The sequence below is a fragment of the Rhodanobacter sp. FW102-FHT14D06 genome (genome assembly GCF_043950705.1).
Lineage (GTDB): Bacteria > Pseudomonadota > Gammaproteobacteria > Xanthomonadales > Rhodanobacteraceae > Rhodanobacter.
In genome coordinates, this window is sequence record NZ_CP170722.1 from 3,155,631 (window position 1) to 3,179,273 (window position 23,643).

The 23,643-nt window shown below is 62.5% G+C and carries 29 protein-coding genes; 13 read left to right on the forward strand and 16 right to left on the reverse strand.

What is annotated here, in order from left to right; genetic code table 11:
- Positions 1 to 137: 137 nt before the first annotated feature.
- From ACFCQI_RS14085 to ACFCQI_RS14155, 15 genes are all read right to left on the reverse strand, one after another.
- On the reverse strand, positions 138 to 1,754 hold the full coding sequence (locus ACFCQI_RS14085; protein ID WP_395117687.1) for an XVIPCD domain-containing protein: 1,617 nt from the start codon (positions 1,752 to 1,754) through the stop codon (positions 138 to 140).
- Complete coding sequence (locus tag ACFCQI_RS14090) at positions 1,751 to 2,341, reverse strand: hypothetical protein (protein ID WP_395117689.1); 591 nt, start codon at positions 2,339 to 2,341, stop codon at positions 1,751 to 1,753. The genes ACFCQI_RS14085 and ACFCQI_RS14090 overlap by 4 nt, the downstream gene beginning before the upstream one ends.
- Positions 2,342 to 2,420: 79 nt before the next feature.
- A complete protein-coding gene (locus ACFCQI_RS14095; RefSeq protein ID WP_395117691.1) occupies positions 2,421 to 2,741 on the reverse strand; it encodes a hypothetical protein in 321 nt (106 codons plus the stop codon).
- Positions 2,742 to 2,802: 61 nt separating this feature from the next.
- Complete coding sequence (locus ACFCQI_RS14100) at positions 2,803 to 3,321, reverse strand: DUF4189 domain-containing protein (protein ID WP_395117693.1); 519 nt, start codon at positions 3,319 to 3,321, stop codon at positions 2,803 to 2,805.
- Between the two features lie 16 nt (positions 3,322 to 3,337).
- Positions 3,338 to 4,399: a type IV secretion system protein gene (locus ACFCQI_RS14105; RefSeq protein ID WP_395117695.1), complete on the reverse strand. Its 1,062-nt coding sequence runs from the start codon at positions 4,397 to 4,399 to the stop codon at positions 3,338 to 3,340.
- A gap of 66 nt (positions 4,400 to 4,465) precedes the next feature.
- The gene (locus tag ACFCQI_RS14110) at positions 4,466 to 5,266 is read right to left on the reverse strand and encodes a hypothetical protein (RefSeq protein WP_395117697.1); all 801 of its coding nucleotides are present in this window, start codon (positions 5,264 to 5,266) and stop codon (positions 4,466 to 4,468) included.
- 33 nt (positions 5,267 to 5,299) lie between these two features.
- A complete protein-coding gene (locus ACFCQI_RS14115) occupies positions 5,300 to 7,783 on the reverse strand; it encodes a VirB4 family type IV secretion/conjugal transfer ATPase (RefSeq protein ID WP_395117699.1) in 2,484 nt (827 codons plus the stop codon).
- Positions 7,784 to 7,836: 53 nt separating this feature from the next.
- The gene (locus tag ACFCQI_RS14120) at positions 7,837 to 8,145 is read right to left on the reverse strand and encodes a type IV secretion system protein VirB3 (protein WP_395117701.1); all 309 of its coding nucleotides are present in this window, start codon (positions 8,143 to 8,145) and stop codon (positions 7,837 to 7,839) included.
- Positions 8,138 to 8,545, reverse strand: a complete 408-nt coding sequence (locus ACFCQI_RS14125; protein WP_395121368.1) for a TrbC/VirB2 family protein — start codon at positions 8,543 to 8,545, stop codon at positions 8,138 to 8,140. The genes ACFCQI_RS14120 and ACFCQI_RS14125 overlap by 8 nt, the downstream gene beginning before the upstream one ends.
- 195 nt (positions 8,546 to 8,740) lie before the next feature.
- Positions 8,741 to 9,691 carry a transglycosylase SLT domain-containing protein gene (locus ACFCQI_RS14130; RefSeq protein ID WP_395117703.1) on the reverse strand — a complete coding sequence of 317 codons (951 nt, stop codon included), beginning with the start codon at positions 9,689 to 9,691 and terminating at the stop codon, positions 8,741 to 8,743.
- Between the two features lie 11 nt (positions 9,692 to 9,702).
- Entirely contained in the window at positions 9,703 to 10,734 is a 1,032-nt protein-coding gene (virB11, locus tag ACFCQI_RS14135; protein WP_395117705.1) for a P-type DNA transfer ATPase VirB11, read from the reverse strand.
- A gap of 28 nt (positions 10,735 to 10,762) precedes the next feature.
- On the reverse strand, positions 10,763 to 11,890 hold the full coding sequence (locus ACFCQI_RS14140; protein WP_395121369.1) for a TrbI/VirB10 family protein: 1,128 nt from the start codon (positions 11,888 to 11,890) through the stop codon (positions 10,763 to 10,765).
- Between the two features lie 53 nt (positions 11,891 to 11,943).
- Entirely contained in the window at positions 11,944 to 12,711 is a 768-nt protein-coding gene (locus ACFCQI_RS14145) for a TrbG/VirB9 family P-type conjugative transfer protein (protein ID WP_395117707.1), read from the reverse strand.
- Positions 12,708 to 13,565 carry a virB8 family protein gene (locus tag ACFCQI_RS14150; RefSeq protein WP_395117709.1) on the reverse strand — a complete coding sequence of 286 codons (858 nt, stop codon included), beginning with the start codon at positions 13,563 to 13,565 and terminating at the stop codon, positions 12,708 to 12,710. Before ACFCQI_RS14150 ends, ACFCQI_RS14145 begins: the two co-directional genes overlap by 4 nt.
- Before the next feature lie 43 nt (positions 13,566 to 13,608).
- Positions 13,609 to 14,076, reverse strand: coding sequence for a hypothetical protein (locus ACFCQI_RS14155; protein ID WP_395117711.1), 468 nt, complete (start codon positions 14,074 to 14,076; stop codon positions 13,609 to 13,611).
- Between the two features lie 847 nt (positions 14,077 to 14,923).
- Between ACFCQI_RS14155 and ACFCQI_RS14160 the strand changes: the two genes are divergently transcribed.
- The 3 genes from ACFCQI_RS14160 (at position 14,924) to ACFCQI_RS14170 (ending at position 18,797) form a co-directional block, all read left to right on the forward strand.
- The gene (locus ACFCQI_RS14160) at positions 14,924 to 16,825 is read left to right on the forward strand and encodes a type IV secretory system conjugative DNA transfer family protein (protein WP_395117713.1); all 1,902 of its coding nucleotides are present in this window, start codon (positions 14,924 to 14,926) and stop codon (positions 16,823 to 16,825) included.
- Positions 16,826 to 16,842: 17 nt separating this feature from the next.
- A complete protein-coding gene (locus tag ACFCQI_RS14165) occupies positions 16,843 to 17,061 on the forward strand; it encodes a hypothetical protein (RefSeq protein WP_395117715.1) in 219 nt (72 codons plus the stop codon).
- Positions 17,062 to 17,603: 542 nt separating this feature from the next.
- Positions 17,604 to 18,797: a tyrosine-type recombinase/integrase gene (locus ACFCQI_RS14170; protein ID WP_395117717.1), complete on the forward strand. Its 1,194-nt coding sequence runs from the start codon at positions 17,604 to 17,606 to the stop codon at positions 18,795 to 18,797.
- A 91-nt stretch (positions 18,798 to 18,888) separates the two neighbouring features.
- Here ACFCQI_RS14170 and ACFCQI_RS14175 read toward each other — a convergent pair whose 3' ends face one another.
- Complete coding sequence (locus ACFCQI_RS14175) at positions 18,889 to 19,512, reverse strand: hypothetical protein (protein WP_395117719.1); 624 nt, start codon at positions 19,510 to 19,512, stop codon at positions 18,889 to 18,891.
- A gap of 116 nt (positions 19,513 to 19,628) precedes the next feature.
- Here ACFCQI_RS14175 and ACFCQI_RS14180 point away from each other — a divergent pair, with 116 nt between their 5' ends.
- The 10 genes from ACFCQI_RS14180 to ACFCQI_RS14225 all read left to right on the forward strand — a co-directional run bounded on the left by ACFCQI_RS14180 (position 19,629) and on the right by ACFCQI_RS14225 (position 23,611).
- Positions 19,629 to 19,829 (forward strand): helix-turn-helix domain-containing protein, encoded by a 201-nt coding sequence (locus ACFCQI_RS14180; RefSeq protein ID WP_395117721.1) that lies wholly within the window; start codon positions 19,629 to 19,631, stop codon positions 19,827 to 19,829.
- Entirely contained in the window at positions 19,826 to 20,272 is a 447-nt protein-coding gene (locus ACFCQI_RS14185; RefSeq protein WP_395117723.1) for a hypothetical protein, read from the forward strand. Before ACFCQI_RS14180 ends, ACFCQI_RS14185 begins: the two co-directional genes overlap by 4 nt.
- The gene (locus tag ACFCQI_RS14190; RefSeq protein ID WP_395117725.1) at positions 20,269 to 20,499 is read left to right on the forward strand and encodes a hypothetical protein; all 231 of its coding nucleotides are present in this window, start codon (positions 20,269 to 20,271) and stop codon (positions 20,497 to 20,499) included. Before ACFCQI_RS14185 ends, ACFCQI_RS14190 begins: the two co-directional genes overlap by 4 nt.
- On the forward strand, positions 20,496 to 20,807 hold the full coding sequence (locus ACFCQI_RS14195) for a hypothetical protein (RefSeq protein ID WP_395117727.1): 312 nt from the start codon (positions 20,496 to 20,498) through the stop codon (positions 20,805 to 20,807). The genes ACFCQI_RS14190 and ACFCQI_RS14195 overlap by 4 nt, the downstream gene beginning before the upstream one ends.
- Positions 20,804 to 20,986: a hypothetical protein gene (locus ACFCQI_RS14200; protein WP_395117729.1), complete on the forward strand. Its 183-nt coding sequence runs from the start codon at positions 20,804 to 20,806 to the stop codon at positions 20,984 to 20,986. The genes ACFCQI_RS14195 and ACFCQI_RS14200 overlap by 4 nt, the downstream gene beginning before the upstream one ends.
- The gene (locus ACFCQI_RS14205; RefSeq protein ID WP_395117731.1) at positions 20,983 to 21,228 is read left to right on the forward strand and encodes a hypothetical protein; all 246 of its coding nucleotides are present in this window, start codon (positions 20,983 to 20,985) and stop codon (positions 21,226 to 21,228) included. Before ACFCQI_RS14200 ends, ACFCQI_RS14205 begins: the two co-directional genes overlap by 4 nt.
- A 66-nt stretch (positions 21,229 to 21,294) precedes the next feature.
- Positions 21,295 to 21,777 (forward strand): hypothetical protein, encoded by a 483-nt coding sequence (locus ACFCQI_RS14210; RefSeq protein ID WP_395117733.1) that lies wholly within the window; start codon positions 21,295 to 21,297, stop codon positions 21,775 to 21,777.
- A gap of 350 nt (positions 21,778 to 22,127) precedes the next feature.
- Entirely contained in the window at positions 22,128 to 22,325 is a 198-nt protein-coding gene (locus ACFCQI_RS14215; RefSeq protein WP_395117735.1) for a hypothetical protein, read from the forward strand.
- A gap of 3 nt (positions 22,326 to 22,328) precedes the next feature.
- Positions 22,329 to 23,297 carry a hypothetical protein gene (locus ACFCQI_RS14220; protein WP_395117737.1) on the forward strand — a complete coding sequence of 323 codons (969 nt, stop codon included), beginning with the start codon at positions 22,329 to 22,331 and terminating at the stop codon, positions 23,295 to 23,297.
- A 62-nt stretch (positions 23,298 to 23,359) separates the two neighbouring features.
- Positions 23,360 to 23,611 (forward strand): hypothetical protein, encoded by a 252-nt coding sequence (locus ACFCQI_RS14225; RefSeq protein ID WP_395117739.1) that lies wholly within the window; start codon positions 23,360 to 23,362, stop codon positions 23,609 to 23,611.
- Positions 23,612 to 23,643: the final 32 nt, after the last annotated feature.

Sequence of the window (23,643 nt, forward strand, 5' to 3'; positions counted from 1 at the left end):
TGGTGGGAGCGATTCAACACCCACGAGGCATGGACCAACCCTGTGCGGGCACGGCTGCACCGACGATGTCGCGTCCGATTACCGGACGCAAACAGCCGGATCGTTGGCGCGGCAACGGGCGATAGCAGCATCATGGCTCAGTGCAACCCCGGCGCAGGGCCGTGCATGGTTTGTTGCGGCTGCGGCGCTTCGGCATACGGGTTCTTCACCGCCGGTGCGGGCATCGCCAGTGCAGCGGCGCTGCTCTCTGCCAGCGGGGTATGGATCGCTGTCAAGGTGGCGACATCGGCATAGGTGCTGTAGCCGACGTGATGCTGTGCGGCGCTGGCTCGCTCACCGTCCGGCTGCACGCCCACCGCATCGATGCGCGACATGCCCTTGGCTTTTGCGGCCACCGTCAACGCACCGGCGAGGTTGTCGCTGTGCTGGTCGGGCGTGCGGCCGATGTGCGCATCGATCCGGTGTACGCAAGCCTGGGCCTGGCGGAACAGGGTGTGATCGGGGTGGGCCGGTTGATCCAGCGTGACCGGTGTCGCTGGTGACGTCGTGGCCGAGGCCGAAGCCGGTGCCGACACGGTGGGAATCGGCGGGGTCTCGTGCGCGAACCAGCTACCGAGGGCGTCGAATGCTTGGGATGCCCGACGGGCGGCAGCTTCGGCAGCGGCTTCCGCCGCGTGTTCAGTCACCTGCGCCGCTTGCGACAGGGCGCGTTCGGTGGCGTGCGCGCCCGCGACGAGACCATCTCGTGCCGCGTCATACGCCTGGTACGCCGCGTGCTCGCCGGCGTGGATGCCCTGCACGACGGTGGAGCGAGCGGCATCATAGGCTTGCACCGCTTCGCGCCCGGCGTATTCACCGGCGCGAATGGTCAGCGCGGCGCCTTCAATGAGCGGTTTCTGCGTTTGATAGCCAAGAAAGACGACATTGCGGGCGGTCCGGATCTCGCTGCGATATTGATCGATCATGGCGTGATGCGCCTGGGCAAGCTTCTCGTTTTCCGGCGAGATGATCGAATGGCCCAGGAGCTTGCTGTCCGGCACCAAATTGTCGATGGCATGAGCGTCGCCCTGGATTCTCCCCAGGACGGGCGCGTGCGGCGTGAGCGCGTTGAGTACGACGCTGTCGTGGTAGCCATGTCTGGCCAGCGCATCAATGTCTGCCTGCGTTGCATACTCGTGCACCGTACCGTAATGACGGCTGGCCGCACTCACCACATCGGTCGCTCGAACATAGTCGATCACGTCGCTACCACCCTCAGGAATACCCGGCATCAGACCGGCGGCGCCATAGGCGTTGAACGTGGCCCCGCGCAGCTTGTATTCGCACGCGGCAATCTCGGTAAGCGTGCCGCCCAGGGAGTGGCCGGTGACGGTAACGTTGAGGGGATAGTGGCCATAGTCAGCATTGCTCTTGGCCAGATCCACAACTTGTCTGGTGAAGGCCATCGCATCAGGAATCTGCGGATTGACGTTGTCGACCGCCATGGCCACATCAGCCTTCCCATCCTGTCGTGGTTCGCGATCGAATTCGGTGCCGCGATAGGCGATCACCACTTCGTGGGAGCTGTCCAGGCGTTCGTAAGCTGTGGCCTGGAAGCCGGTGCTCGGGTTGTCCGCGTGGGCAATGGGGCGGTACCACTTGCCGTCAAGCTCAATTCTCTTGTACTTCACGCCAGAAGGGCCACGAGCCTCCACTTCAGGATCGCTGTAGGACGCCTGGCTCAGGAGCGCGTAGTCAGTCGGCTGGAGACTCATGGTGAGTCCTCCTTGGCGGCGAGGGTGATCGAGAATGTTTGACTTGCTTCATCGCCAAAATCCGCGCGACTGGCATGGCCACTGTCAACCCGTTCAGAAAGGGATGAGGCGTATGAGCGATATGAAAAATATCGGGTGACTGGTTTTTGCGTCAGCACATCATCCAGAGCAAGAAATGGAGACATGGTGAGTCTTCGAATGTTGAGATCGGCAGAGACCGAGGTCATTTTCCAATGACAAACCCCCAGCCCGTAGTAGTCCTCGTCCTGCAACAGGTCGACGTAGACCATGCCCTTGTAGACGTTGTCGGCGGTGCGGGTCAACGCAATCGGAACGGATTTTTCCGGTGCAATGGTGGCTCCGCTGCCAGACGTCAACGGTACGCAGCGGGTGTTTGCAATGTCATAGCCCGCGGCAGCCTGGACCGAATCAAACGGTCTCGGCGCCCCGTCCACCGTCACGGTAATCTCGTAGCGCTTCGTCGGATGTGGGTTCTGCTTGATGTCGGGATTTTTCATGGATGCGCCACAGGCGGAAATGGTCAAGACCAGGGACAGGAGCAAGGCGGAAGGCAGGCGGGTCGGCATGATGGGAATGTCAGCTTGATGTGCGGACAGAGCAACCCGCCGTGGAGGGTTGCAGTGGGATGAAGAACCGGCGCACACCCTACGGCACATAACCCCACTGGGCGATGATCGCCTGCAGAACGGCGGCGTTGGTGGCGACCTGCGCGCCGGGGCAGGTCATCAGGTACTGCCGACGCAGTTGGGCGGTGGCGGGTGCGTCGAAGTAGGGATCGAACACGACCAGACTAAAGAAGTAGGAGGTGGCGGGCGCGCAGGCCGGGCCGCCGCTGGTTCCGGAGCCGGAGATGCCGGCCATGCAGGTGTAGACGGCGCAGGGGTCGACGCTCTGGGCGTGAGTGGGCGCGAGAGTCAGGCCGGCGACGCCGAGCGTGGCGGCGGTGAACAGGGGGCGCAGTTTCATGGCATACCTCCGGACTTGGGGTGATGGGCTCCGGCAAGGAGCTCTGGAATGCGACAGAGAGCTATTGAATCCGTACCGGTAAGCTGCATCCTGTGTAGTAGACGTGACATTGCGCATCCTTGGCGTCCGCGCACATTTTCAGACCCTTCTCAATCGCGTCATCCACCGTGATGCCGGCGTTCGTGTTGTAAACCCTGTTACCGACCATCATCGCTGCGCAGCCGTTGCTGTATGAAAGCTGGATTTTGCAGATTGATCCATGTTTCGCTTGGCAGCTAGCCAACGCTAAGTTCTCTGCACTGGATTGACTCGGCATGTCAGTTGCTGTTCCCAGACTGCCATTTTGCTCATAGGTCGCAATTGCTCCCCAGCGAGTCTCCCATTGAGGCGGTGGTGGCCTAAATTGCCTCTGCTGCTGGTTGTTGTTGTACCCCGGCATGGGTGCGCAACCCACAGGACCCTGTGTCCCGGGCGGATTGGTGGGAAACATGCCTGGCGGACACACTCCTTCGGCGTGCACGAAACCGGTCACAAGCATCAAGAGAGCGAGCAGCGGCCAACACGAAAGTGTCAGTTTCATATTTCAGCTCCACCCGTCAGCCGGGTCTTATCTTTTTGACATCGGCTTGGGCAGGGGTTGCTTGGCCTGCCATGCGCCCAACATTAAACCCCCCAGACGAGACCTGATTGGAGCTGGATTGAGCGATATTTAGCTGCGGCGATCCGCCATACCCATATGAGCCCGGCGGCTGCCCCTGCGGTCCGGGGCGTGAGGCGGCGCCGGCGCCGACGGCGGCATAGGGCATGAAGTTGCCCAGCGTCCCCTGGAAGAACATCGCCGCCATCGGCGGCACGGAAATAATAAGCACCGTCAGCAGCAGGCCGACGCCGCCTTGTTCAAGCGCCTGGGTCGAGAAACCTTCCGCACCTTGGCCGGTGATGGTGTTGATGATGTTGGCGCTCCATAGTGCTGCGGCTACGCGCAAGGACAGTTGCAGCGCCAGCGAGCTGACGAAGGCCAGCACAGCCATAGAGAAGATGGTGCCTATGCCGTAGAGCAGCCATCGTTGAAATAGCGACTTGGTCTGCTCGAAGATCAGGCAAAGAATGAACAATGGACCCAAGCCGATGAAGAGGGCGAGGGCGAACTTGTACAGCAACAGCATGGCGGCGGCGGCCATTGGCGCGCTGGAGGTGCCGAGGCCGGCGATCAGCAGCGCGTGGTTCTTCTGATCGACGGTCTCGGTGTCGCCCGGGGCGACTTGCACCGTATCAATCGCAGCAAGCGCCAGTTGGGTCCACGCCAGGTTGTCGTCGATGGTTTGTGCCACTGACGTGTTGTCGCCGGTAAACATTTGGTTGATGCCGTTACTCAGGTCGTTGGTAAAAAGCGAGAGCAGGTTGGTTCCGAAGATGCTCATGGTGGTAGCGACGGTCACGATGATGGCGATGCGGGTCATGCTCATGACCAAGGCCATCATGGAGTCGCGCGACTGGCCTGTGATCATACGGTAGCCCTGGATCATGATCCAAAGGGTGACGAGCACCAATGCAATAGCGCTGGCCCACGTCATGAATGTAGCCATCAGGGTCATCCCGAAGCCATCGATCTGATCGCTCAGCCATTTGTAGATCAGTGCGAAGTAGACGAAACCCATCGTGGCCGTTCCCTGTTCGATTTAGTGAGGCGCTCGCGCCTCGATTACCGGCTGTTTGCGTGCGACTCAGTGGAAGGCTGCTGCAAAGGTCGTGGCTTGGATGACATTTCCGAGTGGAGTGCTGCTTCCGTTCAACGCGACGTGACCGAGGATGCTTTGCTGGTTTTGCAGGGTTTCGATTACGGCATCGTCGGCTTTCATGCGGGCTTGCCAGTTGCTCATTTCAGTGGCAAGCCCATCGCTGTACTTCTGGGCTTGCGCGGTAACGCTGTCGGTGTCCCCCAGACTTTTGACCCGTTGGAACGAACTTTCAAGCTGCTGAAGATTATCGCCATATTTGTTGTGCAGCTGGTTCAGCATGTCGACGGTCTCGTTGTATTTTTTGATCTGGGTGGTGACGATTTGCCCACAGAGCACCTGTTGAGTCTGGGTAATGGACTGGCTCATCAACGAGGACATGCTATTCATCAGGGTGCTGACCAGCCCCCCAACGCCGGAAGTACCGGAGCATTTGCCCCGGATGAGCGCATCGGTATTGGTGACGTGCTCCAGTTGATTGGACGACAGCGACACGCTGTTGGGGATGTTCTGGATGCTGGTCAGCATTTGTTCGTATTGCTGAAGTTGGGTGGTGTACTGGTCGAGTTGTGTTTTGTATTGTTGGATTTGTTTTTCGTACTGGGAAATCGTTTTGGCTAGCTGGGACTTGAAGCCTTCCTGATTACTTGTAATAACGCCTTGGTCGTGGACCAGCACCTGTGCGCTTGCCCCGCTCGCATACGCCGCGCAAGCCAGCGACACGGCAACCAATGTTTTTGCGCCTCGTAGCATGCGGGACTTTGATTTGGCTGGGATTGTCTTTTGCATGACGGACTCCTCGGGGTGGTGGAGCTGGGTCGCTTAGCGAGCCGCCACGCGCGGGCTGCGCGGGGTCGGTTGGGTGGGCTTTTGCTTGCCGCTGCCCCTGCGGTTTTCGTAGAACTGGGTGAGCCACTGTTCGGGGCGCAGGGCGTCGACGCCGATGCCCTCGGCTTCTGCCCGCTGCTGAAGCACCTCGTGCATGATCTCGATGTTGTCGGTGGATGCGGAAATGACGGCGAGGGCATCGTCCATGCCGCGCAGGTTCAGCTGGCACACCGCGGTGGCGTGGCCCTGCTTGACCAGGAAGCAACGTGAACGCTCGTCCAGGCTCACGACGACCTGGTATTCGGCGTCGGTCAGTTTCAAGCCGTCGACGTAATCCTCGCGACTGGCGTTCGGGTTGGGCAGCAGGATCATCGTGGCGGTCTGCTCGATCAGCGCCGCGGCGATGTCGCTGGCCAGCGCGTCCTCGGGGCTTTGCGTGGCGAAGATGCCCAGGCCGTTCTGCTTGCGGATCGTCTTCTGCTTGTTTTTTGCGAACTCCTTGAGGCCGCCCTTGCCGTCGAGGATCTTCCAGAATTCGTCCATCACGTAGATCAGCGGGCGCCCGTCGATCAGCGCCTCCAGCCTGTGCAGCAGATAGTTGATGACCGGCACTCGTGCTTCGGGATTGTCGATCAGCGCGGTGTAGTCGAAGCCGATGATGTTGGCTTTCTCGAGGTCGATGGTGTCGACCGGGTTGTCGAATACCCAACCCAGCGAATTGCCTGCCGTCCACTTGCGCATGCGGATGAACAGGCCGTCGTCGCCCATGTTGGGCAGGCTCTTCTGGAAGTTGGTCAGCGTGCGAAGATGCATGGGCGTATCGAGCATGTTCTCCACGGCGCGGAAGATGTCCTCTTCCTCGCGCGAGCTGTAGACGCTCTTGCCGGCCATCACCTTGACCAGATCGGCCAGGAACTGCACGTTGGTTTCTTTGCGTTCGCAGTGGAAAGGATTGAAGCCGGTGGGCTTGCCGTTTTCGAGTGCGAGGTAGTTGCCGCCGCAGGCGCGAACGAAGATCTCGGCACCGCGATCCTTGTCGAAGAAGAAAATCGTGGGCGAAGGCTGCAATTTCTGCACCTGGCTCAGCAGGAAGTTGATCAACGCGGTCTTGCCCGTGCCGGACTTGCCGATGACCATGGTGTTGGCGATGGCCTTCTCGCCGAGGGAGTTCTCCGCCGGATGGGTGGCGTGGAAATTGAAGTGATACGCCTGCCCGTTGGTGGTCTGCAGGGTGGTGACGCAGTCGCCCCAGGGGTTGTTCTCCTTCTTGCCGGTGGCGAAGTTGTGCAGCGGCGACAGGCCGAGGAAATTGAGCGAGCTGACGTTGGCCAGGCGCGTGCGGTATTTCCAGTTGCCCGGGAACTGGGCGTAGAACGCCGCGGTGACGGCCAGATCCTCCTTGACCGAGACGAATCCCGCGTTCGACAACTCGGCACGGGTGCTGGCGATCTGCTGCGACAGCGCTTCCTGGCTGGCGGCATAGATGGCCATGGAGAAGTGGTACTCGCCCAGCACGAAATTGCCGGAGGCAAGCTGATCCATGGCTTGGTCGAGCTCGGCGATCTGGCTGAAGGCCTTGTCGCCGGAAGAGATCATCATGCCCTTGGTGCGATCCAGCGCCTTGAGTGCATCCTGCCGGCCCATGGGGCTGAAGGAATGGGTGATGACGTATTCGAAATCGAGGTACTTCAGGCTGTTGAGGATGCCCGGGTAGGTCCCGTCGGTGTATTCCTTGATGTTGAGGATGGCGCCGAAGTGATTGATGCCGTCGGGCGTGGTGATCACGTAGTCGCCGGTTTTGGCCGAGAAGCGCTGCTTGCTGACCGGCAGGTAGTCGAACACGGGGGCGCTGAGCACGGGCACCGGTTCGTCGATGCGGTTGAGCAGGTAGCCGTACAACTCCAGCGCCTCGGAGAACACGACGCCGTTGGCCGCTTCGTACATGCCCAGTCGGCTGGGTGCGTAATCCTTCAGCACGGCTTCCAGGTTTCCGGCCAGTTCGAGCACGGTGTTCACCGCGTCGCGCTGTTCGGACTCCAGGCGGGCGAGATCGGCCGACTTCTCCACGAAGCGCCTGCCGCTGACGATGGGACGGTACATCAGAGTCAGATACAGCTCGTTCTGCATCAGCTTTTGCGCGGACAAGCCCTTGTAATAGGTATCGGACAGATCCTGGTTGAAGGGCTGCACGAAGCGGCTACAGTCATCCAGGCGCCGGCGCCGGCGCACGTCGTGGACCCAGAACGCCACGTTGACGAAGTCGGGCGCGCGCAGGGTTTGCAGCAGCCGATTGAAGGTGTTGTGGCGGTGCTCGATCTCCCATTCCTCGCGCCCCACGAAGGGCAGCCCGCCCAGGCGCCACACCAGCAGGAAATCGCCGCCCGTGGTCTTGAGCACGGTCGGTGACACGTGCGTCGACAGGGGCAGGAACTCGGCGATGGGCGTGTCCGGCATGAATACGGGTTTTGGCTTGGGCATGAGTCCTGGTCCGGCGAACTCCGCGGCACGACGGCGGCGGCGTTCGCGTCACATCACTGTTTGTCGTTGTGTTGGCCGCGATGGTGGTTGGGAGTGAACACCCACATGCCATCGTTGCCGCCGATGTTCCTCATCCGGGCACGGAACTGCAGGCGCAGCCCCAGCAGACGAAAAATCATTTCGTCGCGCCGTGCCATCTGGCGCATCACGAAGATGATCAGCGGCAGCAGCAACAGGTAGAGGAAGTTGGTGTACACCGCCACGAGAAAGCACCCGCCCGCCGCCATGAAGAACGGCACGTAAGGCACGCCCATGAACATGGGCGGGCGGGTGCAACCGCGAAACAGCGCGTTTTTATGCATAGAAGTGGAGCGCGTGGACGAGCACGCTGGCGGTGCACTGCGTGGCGCCGGCGTCGGTCGTGCTGCCGGCGAGGAACATCTTTGCGATCTGGCCCGCCGCGCCGATCAGCACCGCACCGATCAGCACCGGGGCGACATCGCCGATGCGCTTGTGGGCAAAGGCGATCTGGTAACCGGAGAACACGATGGCGATCGTCACCACCACGACCGAGATCGCGTTGAGGATCATGTTGATGTTGGTGGCGAACTTGCAGGTGGTATCAATCGTGCCGGTGGCATCCTGCGCGAGCGCGAGGTTGGGCAGGACCAACGCCAGCAGCATGGCCACAGAGAGGAACGTGAACCAGCGCGTGCGCGAGGAGGTGAGGATGCTTTCGTTGCCGAGGGAGGTGTTGGCCATCACGGGGTTCCTTGTCGGGAGTTGCGGTGGAATGCGGTCATCGCGGGATGACTGCCGGGAGCTGGCCGCGGGATGCGGCCGGAAGAGTTGTGCGGTGGTGTTGGTGATGCGAAAGGGGGCGATGCGCCGTCGCCATTGCGGCGGGGCATGGTGTTAATGGCACGACTCGCTGCGGTGCTGCGCCTGCGGATGGCATCAGAAGACAAAGGCGGCATCGCGCTGCTCCATGCGCAAGTCGGCGCGGTCGTGCCGTGGGGCGGGTGTGCCTGCAGCCGGCACGGCTGACGCCACAGCCGGGTCACCGGGGCCGCGCACCTGCGGTTCGAACACGCCGCCGGTGGTCGTGCCGGCGAGCCCGGGCGGGGCAGGCTGGCGGGCAGGGGCGGTCGAGGGTGAAGAGGGCGCAACGCTGTGCTGCGGCAGGACGGCAGGGTCTGCGCTGGCGCCGGAGAAGCCCGCCGTGGAGACTGCCGCAGCGGACGCAGCTTCGCCGCCGATATCGCGTGGCGTGACCGGGTTCGGCCGTGATGCGGGTTCCTTCGTGACGGCTGCCATCGGCACGCTGCGCAGTGCGATCCGATAGTTGGCGTTGTCACCGGAATAGACCACAAGCGGCGGTACGGCGCTTCTGCCGGCGACGATTTCTGCGGGGGATGGCGCGCGTGTCGGCGCAATGGCCGCGACTTCGGGAACGGGTGTCGTGGTCGCCAGTCGGGCTTCGGCCACGCGGTTCATCGAGGCATATACCTTCTGCACGTAGCCGTCGCGGAAGCCGGTGGTGAAGTTGCCGGAGTAGTAACAGCTGAAGGCCTTGCCCCAGTCGCCATGGGCGCTGTCGTGGCAGCGGGCGAGGATCTGCGCGCCCGCGGCCAGGTTGTCGCACGCGCTGAAGGCCTTGCGGTAGGAATCCAGTCCGTAGCGGCCCAGGTTGGCGCGGTTGACCTGGGCAATGCCGACGGAGAAGTTGTAGCCACGGCTTTCCAGCATGCGTGCGGTCGCCAGGGCCTCTTCCATGCTGTGCGGCTGGCGCGCGAGCTTGCCGCCGACGACGCCGATCGCATAGGGATTGGCGCCGGACTCGACCTGCACGATGTGCTGCATCACCTGAGGCGACACGGCCAGGTTGGGGCAGGCCAGCATTTCCATCCCGGGCAGCATCAGGATTCCGCGGCTTCACGTTGCGGGTTGAAGTCGATGCCGGTGATGTGGCGGCTGCCGGCGTGCGCGCTGATGTGCACCACGATGTCGATGGTCATCTTCAGCAGGCGCTTGATGGTGTTGAACTCGAGACCCGCGCCTTCGGTGGATGCCTTGACCATCAGCGCGAGCTGATCCCAGGTTTGCCGGGTGCTGCCGGCGTGGCAGCTGGTGATCGAGCCGGGGTGGCCGGAGGCGCAGTTGCGGATGAAGTAGAACGACTCGTCGCCGCGCAGCTCGGCCAGGATGATGCGGTCGGGCTTCATGCGCAGGCATGCTTCCATGCAGCTCTTGGCGGTGACGTGGCTGGTGCTCTGGCCGCCCTTGGAGTACAGCAGGTGCACCACGTTGGGCTGGTCGATGAACAGCTCGCGCGCGTCCTCGATGGTGACCAGGCGCTCGTCGTCGGGGATGTGGTTGACCAGCGATTTCATGAACGTGGTCTTGCCGCTGCCGGTGGCGCCGGCGACGACGATGTTCTTCTTGTTCAGCACGGCCTTGCGGAAGAACTCCGCATAGTTGCGCGCGCTGCGCAGTTCCAGCAGTTCGCTGTCCTGCTCGTTGAGGCCGTGGTCCACTTCCACGACCTTGTCGAAGAAGCCGTCGCTTTCGTATTGCGCCAGGGTCCGGCGCTGCCGCGAGGGGAGGCGGATGGTGATCGAGACGCGGTCGGCCTCGCATGCGGGGGGTATCACGAGCTGTGCGCGCTGCCCGGTGGGAAAGGTCAGCGAGACGACCGGGTCGATGTCGGTGATGCGCTGGCCGGTGTTGCTCTCGTTGATCACCGCCGTGCAGAACTGCCGCGCGCGCTCGAACGTCAGCGAGGGCACCTCGATGCGCTGCCAGCCCTGGCGGTTTTCGACGTAGATCTCGCCCGGCCGGTTGATGCAGATCTCGGTGACCTCGGCGCTGGCCATGTGCTCACGCACACCCAGCACCTCGTACTGGTAGTCGAGGAAATCGCTGGAAACCTGTGCGTTCACGTCGTCCATGGCGTCGGTAGTCGTTGGATCAGGACATTCAGAAGCGGGCAACCACGCCGCTGAAATCCACGTCCTTGGCGACGTAGACGTAGATGACGGTGCCCTGGTTGATGGTGACCGTGGGGCGACGGTTGGCCGCTTCACGCACGGCCTGGTCGGCCAGTTGCTGCACGGTTTGCGCGGTATTGCTTTCGAATGGGGTCTGGGTGACGAAGCCGTTGCCGATGGTGCTGTTGCGCGGACCGTGTTCGGCGGCTTCGTACTTGAACGCGTCGCTGAGCAGGCTGATCAGCAGCGCCGAGCTGACACGCTGGCCCCAGTGGGCGTCGTAATGGCCGGGCAGGCCGGCGCCGCCCAGGTTGTCCATGCCGGGGCTCGCCATGTTCACGTCGATCCCGGTGGGCGTGATGATGCGATCCCACACCACTTCCATGCGGTTGCCGGTCGGCTTGTGGCTGTACGAACCGAGCAGCTTCGACCCCTTGGGCAGCAGCAGCGTGTGACCATTGAACGAGTACACCGGCTCGGTGACCAGGCAGGTGGAGAAGCCCGGCACGTCGGAAACGATGCGCGTTTCGAGCACGCAGCGAATATAGGTGCCGCGCTGCATCAGGGTGTCGGCGTGGGGCAGGGCCTGGGCGCTGGTCGGGCCCGTCCGCTCGCCGGTGGGCAGCCGCGCATCGGCACCACCCGGCAGACCTTGCGTATTGGCAGGCGGGTCCTCGCTCACCGCACCGCTGGCGGCGATGCGTCGTTGCAGCAGGGTGGGGCCGCGTGTCAGCGGTGGCTGCACGGTCGTGGTGGGGAGCGGCGGGGCCGGGCTGGTGGGCAATACCGGAATGGGCGGCGTCGGCGGCTGGCTGCGCACCGCAGGGGAAGGCGGCAATTGCGGTACGCGAAGCGTATTCGGGGCCTCGGCGACGGTGACTTTCTCTTCGTGCGGTTTCGGTTGCTCGCGGCGGCTGCCTGCGCTGGTGAACATCCAGTAGGCGACGAACATCAGCAGCAGGACCACCGCGCCCAGCAGCAGCAAGGCCCGCCGGTTCATCCGGCGCAGCTCGATCGCGCGCAGCTGCGGCACGTTGGCATCGAGGTCAGGCTCGTGGCCGCGCTGGATGTGGCTGGCGTAGGGATTGCCGACGAGCGGCTCGCGGCTTTCGTGCATGCCGCCGGCGTGCTCGCCGTCGGCGCCCTCGTCGCCGGGATGCTGGTGGTTGTTCACTGGGGCGTGTTCCTGCGCAGGCCCACGACGTCGTTGCCGTGGCGAATGACCAGATAGTTGTAGGTGCCGTGGACGATGATGGTGTCGCCCTCGACAGTGGTGTTCACCAGCGAGTCCTCACCGTGCGCCTGCTCGCGCATGTACACGGCGGGGAAATCGCCGCTGGGGAACTGTTTGAGGTCGCTCATCTTGAGATAGGTGAAGCGGCCGTCGTCGTAGGCGTTGACCGGCACCAGCCACGGGGCGGCCTTGCTCCTGGTGGCGTAGTCGTAGTCGAAGTTGTAGCTGCGGCCGGGCAGCAGGCTGCTGTTTTGTGCGAGTGTCCGCAGCTGCTGCTTCTTCTCGTGGGAGAAACTGGTGTCGGCCGGGTAGGTGAAAGTGACCTTGTACTGCACGCCGTCGCGCCGCGCCTCGGCGAGGGTTTTCCAGTCCGTTGCCACCACCTTCAGTTCGAAGATGTACGAATGCGTGGCAGTGCGCACCATCATGTTGGTGTCCACGTCCACGTTCCGCGGTTTCAGGTAGAACACGTTCTCCCGACGCGTGAGGTCCCAGCCGCTGCTGAAGCCGGTGCTGTAGTCGAGGATCTTCTCGCTCGGGCTCAACTCGATCTGGGTGGTGATGCCCAGGCCGGTGCGCACCGGATAGATTGCGTCGGCGGCGTACTCGTAATGGGTCAGCACCTGCTCCGCGCCTTGCGAGTGGGCGGCAGCAGCAGTGGTGCACAGGGCGGCGCCGAGCCACCAGATGCTTGTTCGGTTCATCGGGAACCTGCTCCAGGGAGAGTGTCGGTGGCAGCGGCAGCCGGTGGTGTCGGTGCAGGCGCGGGCGTGGCGGCCATGGCCGGTGCCGGCTGCGTCATCATCGGCGGTACGGACACCTCCGGCGGCGGCGCGGTGGCGTAGTCGTCGTCCACCCGGTAGCTGGTGACCCAGAAGCCCAGCGGGTTCTCGATCCGGCTCTGATCGTCCATCTCCAGGTTTTGCTTGTAGGTGAAGGCGATGGTGGCGATCTTGTTGTCCAGCGGACGGGTCGCCCCGTTCTGCTTGTTGTAGAGGCTGCGCTGGAACCGCACGGTGGCGCCGCGCGGCGTCTTGCCGGGGCCGCCGCCGACCAGCTGGATGCTCAGCAGCTTGATGCGGATCGCCTGGTCCTTGCCGAACTGCTTGATGAGGCTGTCTGGATTGCTGTTGGCGAACAGCTGCACGTAGGGCGCCTTGACGCCGGCTGCTGCCATCGTCTGCACCGTCTTCCAGTCGCGCAGGTTGACCAGCTCCAGGTCGTACGACTCGCGCGCCAGCACGAAATGCGCCACGTTGCTGCGGTTGACCGCTTCGCGCGTGGTGATCCCGCGCATGGCGAAGTCGCCGTCCAGCCGCGCTACCGTGGCGGTGCCGGTGTAGGCATCGGCCATTACCAGATAGGGAACTTTCTGCTTGAGCGGCAGCATGAAGTAGTAGCCGCCGGAGAGGACCAGCACCAGCGCAACGGCTGTCCAGGCCACCCACCACGCTCGACGCTCGCTGCGTTGCGCCAGCTCGGAAATGGTCAGTTCGAACCGGGTCGATTGCGCCACACTGCGTTCGATCGCGGTGCCGGATGTCTTCTTCCCTGCCATCAGCAAGGAACCCCATGCGGGGCGAGGGCGGGATGCCTGGGATTCATGGCAGGGCGCTTCCGGTCTTGGAGTTGTCGTTCGATGCTGTCGGCACGGAAGGCGACGGGCGGTTGGTCGAGCGCACGACGATCTCGCCCGGCCCGATGCTGACCTGGACGCCCTGCGCGGCGTAGATGCCGCTGAGCCTGGAGACGGCGGCTTCCAGGTCGGCGGTGCGAATCGTCGCCACGGGCGTGTACAACGTGACGTCGTAGTTCAGCTCGTAGCGCAGCGTGCGGTTCGTGTCGGTCGCCCAGCGCGTGAGCATCGCCTTCAGCGTGCCGTCGATGGGCGCGGCGAAAAAGGTGTACTGCGGATGCAACGGTATCTCGGTGGGCACGGAGCGATACCGGTTGACCGGGCGCCACGAGCCGCCGAAGTCCTTCGCAGGCGGGGTGCCACAGGCAACGAGGAGCGTGGTGGCGAGCAGCAGCCCGCCGAGCGCCGTTCGGTTGGAAATCTTTTCTTTCACTTCAACCCCGGAGATCAGTGCGGACGCTGGCCGGACATGGCCAGCGAGGTGTCGCCGATGTTTCGACGGGCAAGCCGGCGCCAGGCCCGGACCGTTGCCGGTCTGCGCGTTCAGTCGTCTTGAATCCGGAAAGGGATTGCTCCCGGTTCCCCTGCAAACCATGTCGAGTACACCAACAGTCCAATGTCGTGAGTCAGTTGCGTACCCGGTCCGATGCCGGGCGACGCAACACTTGTACTTCTCGGGTGCCAGGCGTGGATCGCGGCTGCGTGAAGCAGCTGCGCGCCTGGCGAGATCTCGATTTCCCTGATCGAACGGTCGCCATGATCGAGAGCAAGCCGCGAGTCGTCAACCGAATCCGCCTAGGAAAATTTCCTGCCTCATGTGATCTGACTCGCACTTGTTCCGAGGTAGTCACCCTCACTTTCACATCGATCGCGCCGTGGTGAACAAACAAATTTGGCGTTGTGGAAAAGTGCTTGAAACCCCATGATTCATGTTGTTTCCTGCGCCTCTCCGATCAACCTGATGCGGCACGCCGGCAATGCCCGTGCACTGGTTTGCGGCACCGGGAGCGGCGGCAGGACTCCTACGACGCGAGAGGTTCTTGCCGGTCTCGATTTCGGAATGCGCCTACACCCCGCTGTGGCGCGCAGACAGTCGAAGAGCTGCGGCGCCGCTTCGCGACGGGCGGCTTGAGAACGTTGTTGGCGGTACGCAGACGGATGGCCAAATGATGTGTGCCGTGACGATCTGCACCGACGCGGGTGAACATCAGCGGCCTTGACACCTTTGCCGCATGACGTCGAAGATCGTCGACCTCACGTATCCAGGGAAGGAGGGGGAGATGGGTGTCTTGCGAACCAGGGTTGCGGGAGTCGTCGCGCTGCTGCTGTTGGCGCTGACCGTTGGACTCTATCTCGGCGGCCTGCTCACGCTGTGGCTGCTCCGGCAGCCGGCGCCGCTGCACTTCACCACCTATGTCGAATACTGGCAGGCACTCGGCCAGCCGGACTGGCAACCGTTTGCCGGCAAGATCCGGTTGGCCGGTGGCCTCGGTTTCGGCTTGCCGTTGCTGTCGTGGGCGATCGTTGCGGTGTTGATCCTCAAGCCCCGCGCCAGGGCCTTCCATGGCGATGCGCGCTTTGCCAGTCGCGGCGACCTGGCTCGCGCCGGCCTGCTCAAGCCGTCGCCCGAAGGCGTCATCATCGGCAAGGCGGGCGGTGATTACCTTTATCTCGGCGGCACGCGGCACATCGTCATGACGGCGCCGACGCGCACCGGCAAGACCACCTCCATCGCGATTCCGGTGCTGCTGACTTACCGGCATTCCATCGTCTGCATGGATCTCAAGGGCGAGTTGTTCCAGCACACCAGCGGATACCGCGCCGGCATCGGCCAAACCATCTATCGCTTCGCGCCGTATGCCGAGGACGGCCGTACACATCGCTTCAATCCGCTGATGGCGATGTCCTCCGATCCGCGCGTGCGCGTGGGCGAACTGCAGACGCTCGGCGCGATCCTGTATCCGGATGAGCCTGGTCAGGACCCGTTCTGGACGTCGCAATCGCGCACTGCCTTCGTGGCGTTTGGCTCGTACCTGTTCGAGGCATGGGACGACAAGGTTCGCCAGAATCTTCACGGTTCCGACGGCCGTCCCATCGACCCCAACACGCACGACGCCTTCCCCAGCTTCGAGCGCATCTATCGCTTTTCCGCCGGCGACGACGGCGAGCTCAAGGCGTTCCTGCAGGCGCGGCTCAAGGAACCGTTCGTCAGCACGACCACCCGAGCCGCCCTCACCAGCCTGACCGGCATGGCCGAACAGACCTTCGCCTCGGTGATCGCCACCACCCAGGCGCCGCTGCAACAGTTCCTCAGCCCGATCCTGGCCGCAGCCACCAATGCCTGCGATTTCGACGTGGACGTCCTGCGTCGACGCCCCATTACCATCTATGTGGTGATTCCGCCGCAGAAGCTGGGCGAGGCGCGCCGGCTGCTCAACATCTTTTTCTCCACCGTGATCGGACAGAACCTGCGGCAAACCCCGCAGGATGATCCCGCGCTGAAATACCAGATGCTGCTGCTGATGGACGAGTTCACCGCGATGGGGCGGGTCAATGTGTTGTCCGAGCGGATTTCGCTCACCGCCGGTTACGGCATTCGTGACCTGTCGATCATCCAGAGCCTGTCGCAGCTGGACGCGACCTACGGTGCGGACGAGGCACGCACCTACATCACCAACCACGCCGCCAGCATCGTGTTCACTCCGCGCGAGCAGCGCGATGCCGAGGAGTACTCCAAGATGCTTGGTGACACCACGGTCAAGCGACGCACCCGCAGCACCGGCAAGCAAGGCACCAGCTACAGCCACACGGAAGAGCGACGCCCACTGATGCTGCCGCAGGAGTTGAAGGAGCTGCCAAACGACGAGGAGATCATCTTTCTCGAGGGTTGTCGCCCCATCAAGTGCCGCAAGAACTGGTACTTCAAGGATCGACGACTGAAGCAACGTATCGTTCCGCCCGTGGCCGTGCGGCCGATCTCCGCGGCTGGAGAACATCCCATGCCCGGCAAGACCCGGCAGGCCATTGCGGCTGCCGTCAGCTTGGCGTTGGCGGCGTGCGCTTCGCCATCCATTTCCAACGCCGCCGCTGCGGAAAGCAGCGCGGCGGTTCATGCCGCCCCCGCCATCGGCGTCAAGGCGCAGCACGTGCCAAGTACCCTTTCGAACGGCTGCCGACCTTGATCGGCCAGAGCCGGGGCATGGCCGACATGACGCCGGAACGTATCGGCAAGGTGTTCGGAGAGCGCCTGCGTCGTTGCGGGTCAGGCAACGTCGGGCGTGGCGAGGACATTTCCGGGGCCCGGCCGTGGAACATGGACCGTCGGGATGCGGTGGGCGGCAATCCGTTGCAGTGGGTTTCGGGCTCTTGCCCCGATCCAGGCGTTTCGTCGCCGATGGTGACCCGGCGGAGCGTATGACGATCAGGGAAAGACAGACGCGATTCGGCTGCCGCTGGCCAAGCTGGGGCTGGTGGATCGTCTGTTCGACCGCGACGACGTGATGTTCCTCTCCGCCCATGAACTCGGGCACGGCCCGAACTGCCAAGGAACGTCGGGATACTCGTGCGAACTTCGCTCGCGGCGTGCTCGACAGCCCGCAAGGTGTGCTTCCTGCCGGCCAGGTGCGGCCGCGGGGCTGACCTGGCCGGCGGGGCTGCCCGGTGGCGCTGAGGCGAGCGGAGCCGTCGACCGAGAATGGCGCCTGGTCCGGCGCAATAATGACGCGGCCTTCGATGCGCCACGGCCACGAAAAAGGCCGCCCTGAGGCGGCCTTGATCGTTGTTCTTGGTCGGGGAGACAGGATTTGAACCTGCGACTTATACGTCCCGAACGTAATTTTAGCCCCTTTCCGTTCAGCTACTTACACGCTAAGTCACTGATTTAACGTCCAGTTGTGTCCTGTCCCGTTTCGCCATATTCTGCAATTTGCACTTACGGTGCACTTACAGAGGCGATCGGCGATGAAACTGAAGCTCACCATGCGCAACGTGGCGGACGCAAAACCGGACGCCAAGCCCTACGAAATGCGCGACACCGACACGCGCGGCCTGCTGTTGCGCGTGCAGCCGTCTGGCGTGAAGGCATTCATCGTGGAGTGGTCGCGCGGCAAGCGCAGCACGCTGGGCCGGTTCCCCACGCTGACGCTGGAAGGCGCACGCAAGCGGGCACGCAAGGCCATGACCGAGGTGGACACGCTCGGCGCGCCCGCTGCTGTCATCGAAGCGGCCAAGCCCGTGGCCGGCAAGGTCGAAACCTTCGGCGACTTCATGGCGCTGTACCGCCCGCACCTGGAGGCAACCGCGAAGGCCGGCAAGGCGACGGCCGACTGCATCGAGAAACAGTTCGGCTATCTGTACGGCGACAAGCTGGACAGCATCGAGCGCGTCACCTTCGACCAATTCAAGGCGAAGCGTCTGAAAGCCGGTCTGCATCCGTCCACGGTGAACCGCGATCTGGATCGGATCAAGGCCGCACTAAGCAAGGCGGTCGAGTGGAAGCTGTTGACCGTGAATCCGCTGCTGGGTCTGAAGCGGATCAAGCGCGATATCGAGGAGCGGGTGCGTTACCTGTCACCAAGGGAAGAAAAGGCGCTCAGGAAGGCGCTGGAAAGCCGCGAGGCACGTTTCAAGGCTAGGCGGCTGTCTGGTATTGCATGGCGCAATGAACGCGGCAGGGAGCCGCTATCGCCGATTCAGGGCTATACGGACCATTTGATGCCCATGACGCTGCTGGCGGTCAATACCGGCATGCGTCGTGGCGAGATAACTCAACTGACCTGGGCCGACGTGGATCTAAGGGCGAAGCGCGTCACCGTGCGCGCCGGCTACGCGAAGTCGGGCAAGGCGCGGCACATCCCGCTGAACTCCGAAGCCGTGGCCGTGCTGAAGCAGTGGAAGAAGCAGGAACCCGAGGGCAGGCTGTTCAAGCTGGAATGCACCGCGAAGTCGTGGGGCAGGTTGATGGAGAAAGCCAAGCTGGAGGATTTCCGCTTCCACGATCTGCGGCACACCTTCGCCAGCAAGCTAGTCATGGCTGGGATCGACTTGAACACCGTGCGCGAGCTGCTGGGCCACGGCGATATCAAGATGACCCTTCGCTATGCCCACCTGGCGCCGGAACACAAGGCGGCGGCGGTCGAGGTGCTGGTGGGGTAAACCGGTTCCGATGTGGCACCGGTTGTGACCCGTCGCGTACGCGCCTGCGAGGTTCTGGCGGTCGTCGCGCACGACCACCGATACGTGACGATCAACCCCGCTTAGTGCGGGTTTTTTTGTGGGCTGGGGCAGCCTTTGGCTTCCCTTTCTGCCTTAGAGGAACGGGTGCCGATGGCATCTGTTTGGCCGCATCTTGGGCCGACAGCCCGAGTCTAAAGGCGTCTTTAATTTGCCTGACTTGCAGATCGAGATCCCCCTCTGCGTCAAGCGGATGATGTTCAATAACGGCCGCTATGAACGCTTCTTCGGGTGTTCGGAGGCGCTCCGGGATGGCGAGCATCATCAGTGGGGATTTGCCCGTTTGGAAGCGCTTCATCTCCTTAAAAAGATTGGAGGCTGACAAGTCGCTCGCGTCTGGCGGCTTCTGAATGCTGATCATCAGTTTCAGAAGGGGTCCATCCATAGTTTTGCCCGTATCTGGGTCGATGAACGTTGCATCTTTAGAAATATCCCACGCAGAGCGCCCGCCGATGCTGTAGTCGCGCAATACAGTCGCTAGCGCGTATTCCGCCGCTTGACTTAGCGATGTCTGCCTATCGCGCGCGATCAAGTCCAAGCCGAACATGATGCTTGGGCGCAGATTGAGCGTCACACGCTGCAGCCTCTCGCCTGGTGCGCGGCGCGGTCGCCCTCCCTTGTTCTTCTCTTCGGTCATGTAGCTGTCTGCCTGATATTCGGCTGTCAGTCTTGCACATCTGGATGATATGGGATATACATACGTTCACTAGGTTAATGCATACAAAACCTAGTTAACCAACTAGAGGCCACGACATGAACCCGAACGACTGCATCACCTACGGCATCGACGATGCCCACCGCCAGCTCGGCATCACCCGATCCGCGCTGTATCTGCTTCTGGGCACTGGCGAGATTGCCAGCATCAAGATCGGCCGGCGCCGGCTCATCACCCGCCGCTCGCTGGAGCAGTTCATCGCCAAGCAGGAACGGGAGCAGGGGAGTAAAGCCGCATGATCGTCTACCACTACACCATCCGCGACTGCGCCACCGCGATCATCAATAGTGGTTCGATCCTGCCGGCAACCGCTGGCGTACCCGTGGGCGAGAAGCCCGTGGTCTGGTTCTCCAGCAACAAGACATGGGAGCCGACCGCCAACAAGATGATCCTTCACCCGTCCGGGCTGCTGCGTTCGTTGACCTTCCCGGAGATGGTCAAGCTGGTGCTGGTGCGCTTCGCCATGCCGTCTGACACCTTGCTGACATGGCCGCAGATCATCGAAGCCACCGGCGTATCCGACGACATGGTGACGGGACTGAAACGCGCAGCTCGCAAACAGGGCGCGAAGCCGTCGGAGTGGTTCGGCTCGCTGTCGCCTGTGCCTGTCGAGGGCTTGGTCATGGACATGTATCAGGGCGGCGCATGGCAGCAAGTCGGCCAGCTTCAGGAGGCCGCATGAACATCGAACATGCCGAACAGGCGACCACCGCCATCTGCGCCAACGTCGAGTCCGCACTGGCCGCGCTCCAGCGTGACCGCACCGTCAACGGCTACGGCGTGTTCAGTGCCCCGTGGTGCGAGAAGACTGCCTTGCGGAACGCTTTCGAGGCGATCAGCGCGGCGCTGCAAACCCATGCGGCCACGTCCTGGCCGACCCTTTCCGATTACACGGAGACAAACGCATGAGCACGCAACCCGAATCCATCAAGGTGCAAGTGGTCGATGCACGCAAGCCGGCAAAGTTCTTCAAGCTCAACGCCGCTTACCAGATTTCGCCCGATGCCACCGACTGCGAGTTGCTGGACGATGCTGGCATCTTGTTGGACGTACTAAAGGCCACGGCGCAAACGTTGGCGTTTGAACTGAGTGTCGAGGGCAGTTATTTGGGAGTTTCACCCCAAGAGGTGTCAACGATGCTTCACGGGGCTGCGTATCAGTTGCAAATGGTGAGCAACCTGGTCGAAGCGGTGCAGTTGAAGGGGGTGCAGTCATGACGGACATCTCCGAACTCCGCGATCGTCTCTCAGGTGCTGAAGGCGTTCTCTCTGTCTTGAGCGAGAGGCTTAACGAGGACACGTCGGACTACCGAGCATTGGACGGGGCTTGGCGTCTTGTACGCGACTGCTACGAGATGGCCACCGATCTGGCCGAGGCAAAGGAGGCAGCCGAATGACCGGCGACCTTGACCTGGCCCGCCGCCTGTACGCCGAGCCTAACGCCGACGAGTTGCAGGCCGCGTTGCCAGCACTCGCCGAGCGTATCCACGCCGAGCTGGAAGCCCTTGCAGCCGATCCTAGCCGTAGCCGATGCGATGGCGTCGTGCTGTCTCTGTACGGGGCGACGACGCACGTTCAACGGTTGCGGATGGTGGCAAATCACGAGCATGAAAAAGCCCACGCGGCAAACGTGGGCTGATTCCGAACACACACAACGATGTACTGACGGGCCCATCTTACACGATGGCCATTTTGGAGGGAACGGATGGGAAGGAAGAAAACAGACAACCGATGGTCTGACTTCGGCGGCGGCATGACGTTCGTGGTGCCGCTGGACATGCTGCGCTGCCCGAACTTCACGCGGCTGACGCCCTACGGAACAAAGCTGATCCTTGACCTGGCTCGCCAGTACACCGGACTCAACAACGGCTACCTGTGCGCGTCGTGGTCATTGATGAAGGATGCGGGCTGGGGATCACCGACGACGCTCTGTAAAGCGGTCAACGAGTGCGAGCACTACGGGCTGATCGTCCGCACCCAGCAAGGTGGGCTAAACAAGCCGAACCTGCATGCTTTTACCTGGCGACGGATCGACGAGAAGAAAGACAAGCCGCCGCTGATGATCGCGCCGGGAATCGCGCCGCTGAATAGCTGGAAGGAGGACAAGGATCTGTTCAACTGGGCCGATGGCACGCGCAAATCCAGAAAGCGGATAAGGCGTCGTGAGTCAGCAAAAAGGGCAGCATGAAAACGCATCGTCTAATACACGACATGTACAAGGCAGCATTGCCCCGTGTATTAGTCGCCCGCCTTCTAGTACGCCCCGTGTACAAGAAATCGCTGACTTGTACGCCCCGTGTATTAGTCAGGGTCATTTTTGATCCTCTGCTAATACGCCCCGTGTACACCTTATAACTATTACCAAGGGGGCAGGCCGTTGCCGTGCTGTTGATCTTGGCTCTAGATCCACCGCTTTAAAGGCTCTAGAGCCTAACGACCCCTCGAAACCGTTACGTAACCCATACGTAACCCAGTGGGTTTTGTCCGCATTACGTCCGCATCGCAAGCGGACGCCCACCACGAACACCGGAGACACAGATGGCCACTGAACTGGAATCCATGCTGGCGCTAGCAGAACGCTCGCAAGGCTGGAACTTCCGCGAGTACCCGCCGCAGCGGATGCGACTGCGCGGCAACTGCGAGTTGATCGTGGTGCCGCCCTGGTTGTGGCGTCCGCGTGTCGGCCCGCGTCCGCGCCCTGTGTGCGCGCCGATCCCGTTCCGCAAAGCGGGCTGACCGATGACCCAAGCCTGGCGGGGCGAAGCAAAAGCAGTAGACGTGCCGGTATTTGGCGCGGGCCGTATCAGTGCGCTGGGTCTGGACGACCCGGACGCAGCCGACGCGGGCATGGACGTAGCCGACGAACTGACGTTTTCCGCAGGGAGTGATTCGGACAAACCGACGCAACTGGAATACCTGCCTGTCGAGCGCCGGGGCGATCTGTGGATTCGCGTTGACAAGGAAGGCAAGGTGCATGCGGGCGTAAAGGCGCCCCGGAAGGCGGGCATGGTGGCCCGCAGGTCAAGCGACCAATCCACGCGATGGATGGGATTCTCCATGATCGGGAGGGGCCGCCACGACATAAGGCCGGATCTGCTGGCCTTGGTATGGCAACGCAACCTGACGGGTCTGGAGCCCTGCATTCGATACGGCGCGAACCACCTGCTGGCCAGCGGGCACGATCTAAACATGGATCTGCTGCAAGCGGCGGCTGCCGACGCGCTGCTGATCCTGGTGTACGGGGAGACCCGTGGCGACGGAACCGGACGCAAGCGCGCCGATGGAAGCTTTACCGCAGGTGGGCAAGTGAAACGCCACCGGCCAACGCGCCCCACGCTTCGCGCCCGCGAGCGCCAGTTCAAGATGGAGAATGGATCTTGGGGAATATTGCGAGACGCGGCGGGGCGAGCCTACCGCCAGCGCTATCGGGAGGCCGTGGCGTTATTTGCCGACGTGGACAACTGGCGGCCGACACCGACCGGGCGCAGCTTCGCGCGCGCATTCGCTGAACCCGCCTGGTTGCCAGATTCCACCAAGGTGGAATTGTTCGGGCCGATGGCGCAATCGTTCCACGACCGCCATCCGACCGTGCCGCCCACAGATTGGATTACCGGGCACGGACGATTAACTTCCACCGATCGCTATAATGATATGCAGACGGATTCACACCGCCATGATGAATTTGTCTCGCGCAGCCGCTCCGCGTAATGAGCGGCAATTTATTCCGCCGTGATTGAATCCATCTCACGGTACAAGGGGGGAAAGCTTTCATGGACGCCACTCATTTATCGGTCCAGCCGCCAACGCTTGAAGAACTGCAGCAGGCATTGGCGACCGTTTCGATTCTGGAATCGCAGTGCGAGTCACTCACTGCCACCAATATCACTCGCATGGGTGACCTTCTGGTGAAGTGCTACCGGGAAAACCGCGCGCCATTGCTAGAGGAAATCGAGCAGGTAGGCCGCGAACTCCTCCCCCGGCCGCACTTGGTCGCCAGCGCCGTCCGTGACGCACTGAAGTAACGAAACAGACATCTCGTGAGAGATCCATGCCC

Bases quoted from the DNA above. Each gene is read 5' to 3' on its own strand.
- ACFCQI_RS14095 (WP_395117691.1), bottom strand. From the start codon at position 2,741: ATGAAACTGCGCCCCCTGTTCACCGCCGCCACGCTCGGCGTCGCCGGC.
- ACFCQI_RS14210 (WP_395117733.1), top strand. From the start codon at position 21,295: ATGGGAAGGAAGAAAACAGACAACCGATGGTCTGACTTCGGCGGCGGC.
- ACFCQI_RS14120 (WP_395117701.1), bottom strand. From the start codon at position 8,145: ATGCATAAAAACGCGCTGTTTCGCGGTTGCACCCGCCCGCCCATGTTC.
- virB11 (WP_395117705.1), bottom strand. From the start codon at position 10,734: ATGGACGACGTGAACGCACAGGTTTCCAGCGATTTCCTCGACTACCAG.
- ACFCQI_RS14085 (WP_395117687.1), bottom strand. From the start codon at position 1,754: ATGAGTCTCCAGCCGACTGACTACGCGCTCCTGAGCCAGGCGTCCTAC.
- ACFCQI_RS14160 (WP_395117713.1), top strand. From the start codon at position 14,924: ATGGGTGTCTTGCGAACCAGGGTTGCGGGAGTCGTCGCGCTGCTGCTG.
- ACFCQI_RS14125 (WP_395121368.1), bottom strand. From the start codon at position 8,545: ATGGCCAACACCTCCCTCGGCAACGAAAGCATCCTCACCTCCTCGCGC.
- ACFCQI_RS14150 (WP_395117709.1), bottom strand. From the start codon at position 13,565: ATGGCAGGGAAGAAGACATCCGGCACCGCGATCGAACGCAGTGTGGCG.
- ACFCQI_RS14225 (WP_395117739.1), top strand. From the start codon at position 23,360: ATGGACGCCACTCATTTATCGGTCCAGCCGCCAACGCTTGAAGAACTG.
- ACFCQI_RS14190 (WP_395117725.1), top strand. From the start codon at position 20,269: ATGAACATCGAACATGCCGAACAGGCGACCACCGCCATCTGCGCCAAC.
- ACFCQI_RS14165 (WP_395117715.1), top strand. From the start codon at position 16,843: ATGGCCGACATGACGCCGGAACGTATCGGCAAGGTGTTCGGAGAGCGC.
- ACFCQI_RS14180 (WP_395117721.1), top strand. From the start codon at position 19,629: ATGAACCCGAACGACTGCATCACCTACGGCATCGACGATGCCCACCGC.
- ACFCQI_RS14145 (WP_395117707.1), bottom strand. From the start codon at position 12,711: ATGAACCGAACAAGCATCTGGTGGCTCGGCGCCGCCCTGTGCACCACT.
- ACFCQI_RS14185 (WP_395117723.1), top strand. From the start codon at position 19,826: ATGATCGTCTACCACTACACCATCCGCGACTGCGCCACCGCGATCATC.
- ACFCQI_RS14215 (WP_395117735.1), top strand. From the start codon at position 22,128: ATGGCCACTGAACTGGAATCCATGCTGGCGCTAGCAGAACGCTCGCAA.
- ACFCQI_RS14110 (WP_395117697.1), bottom strand. From the start codon at position 5,266: ATGCAAAAGACAATCCCAGCCAAATCAAAGTCCCGCATGCTACGAGGC.
- ACFCQI_RS14170 (WP_395117717.1), top strand. From the start codon at position 17,604: ATGAAACTGAAGCTCACCATGCGCAACGTGGCGGACGCAAAACCGGAC.
- ACFCQI_RS14195 (WP_395117727.1), top strand. From the start codon at position 20,496: ATGAGCACGCAACCCGAATCCATCAAGGTGCAAGTGGTCGATGCACGC.
- ACFCQI_RS14220 (WP_395117737.1), top strand. From the start codon at position 22,329: ATGACCCAAGCCTGGCGGGGCGAAGCAAAAGCAGTAGACGTGCCGGTA.
- ACFCQI_RS14175 (WP_395117719.1), bottom strand. From the start codon at position 19,512: ATGACCGAAGAGAAGAACAAGGGAGGGCGACCGCGCCGCGCACCAGGC.
- ACFCQI_RS14090 (WP_395117689.1), bottom strand. From the start codon at position 2,341: ATGCCGACCCGCCTGCCTTCCGCCTTGCTCCTGTCCCTGGTCTTGACC.
- ACFCQI_RS14140 (WP_395121369.1), bottom strand. From the start codon at position 11,890: ATGCACGAAAGCCGCGAGCCGCTCGTCGGCAATCCCTACGCCAGCCAC.
- ACFCQI_RS14130 (WP_395117703.1), bottom strand. From the start codon at position 9,691: ATGGAAATGCTGGCCTGCCCCAACCTGGCCGTGTCGCCTCAGGTGATG.
- ACFCQI_RS14115 (WP_395117699.1), bottom strand. From the start codon at position 7,783: ATGCCCAAGCCAAAACCCGTATTCATGCCGGACACGCCCATCGCCGAG.
- ACFCQI_RS14205 (WP_395117731.1), top strand. From the start codon at position 20,983: ATGACCGGCGACCTTGACCTGGCCCGCCGCCTGTACGCCGAGCCTAAC.
- ACFCQI_RS14200 (WP_395117729.1), top strand. From the start codon at position 20,804: ATGACGGACATCTCCGAACTCCGCGATCGTCTCTCAGGTGCTGAAGGC.
- ACFCQI_RS14105 (WP_395117695.1), bottom strand. From the start codon at position 4,399: ATGGGTTTCGTCTACTTCGCACTGATCTACAAATGGCTGAGCGATCAG.
- ACFCQI_RS14100 (WP_395117693.1), bottom strand. From the start codon at position 3,321: ATGAAACTGACACTTTCGTGTTGGCCGCTGCTCGCTCTCTTGATGCTT.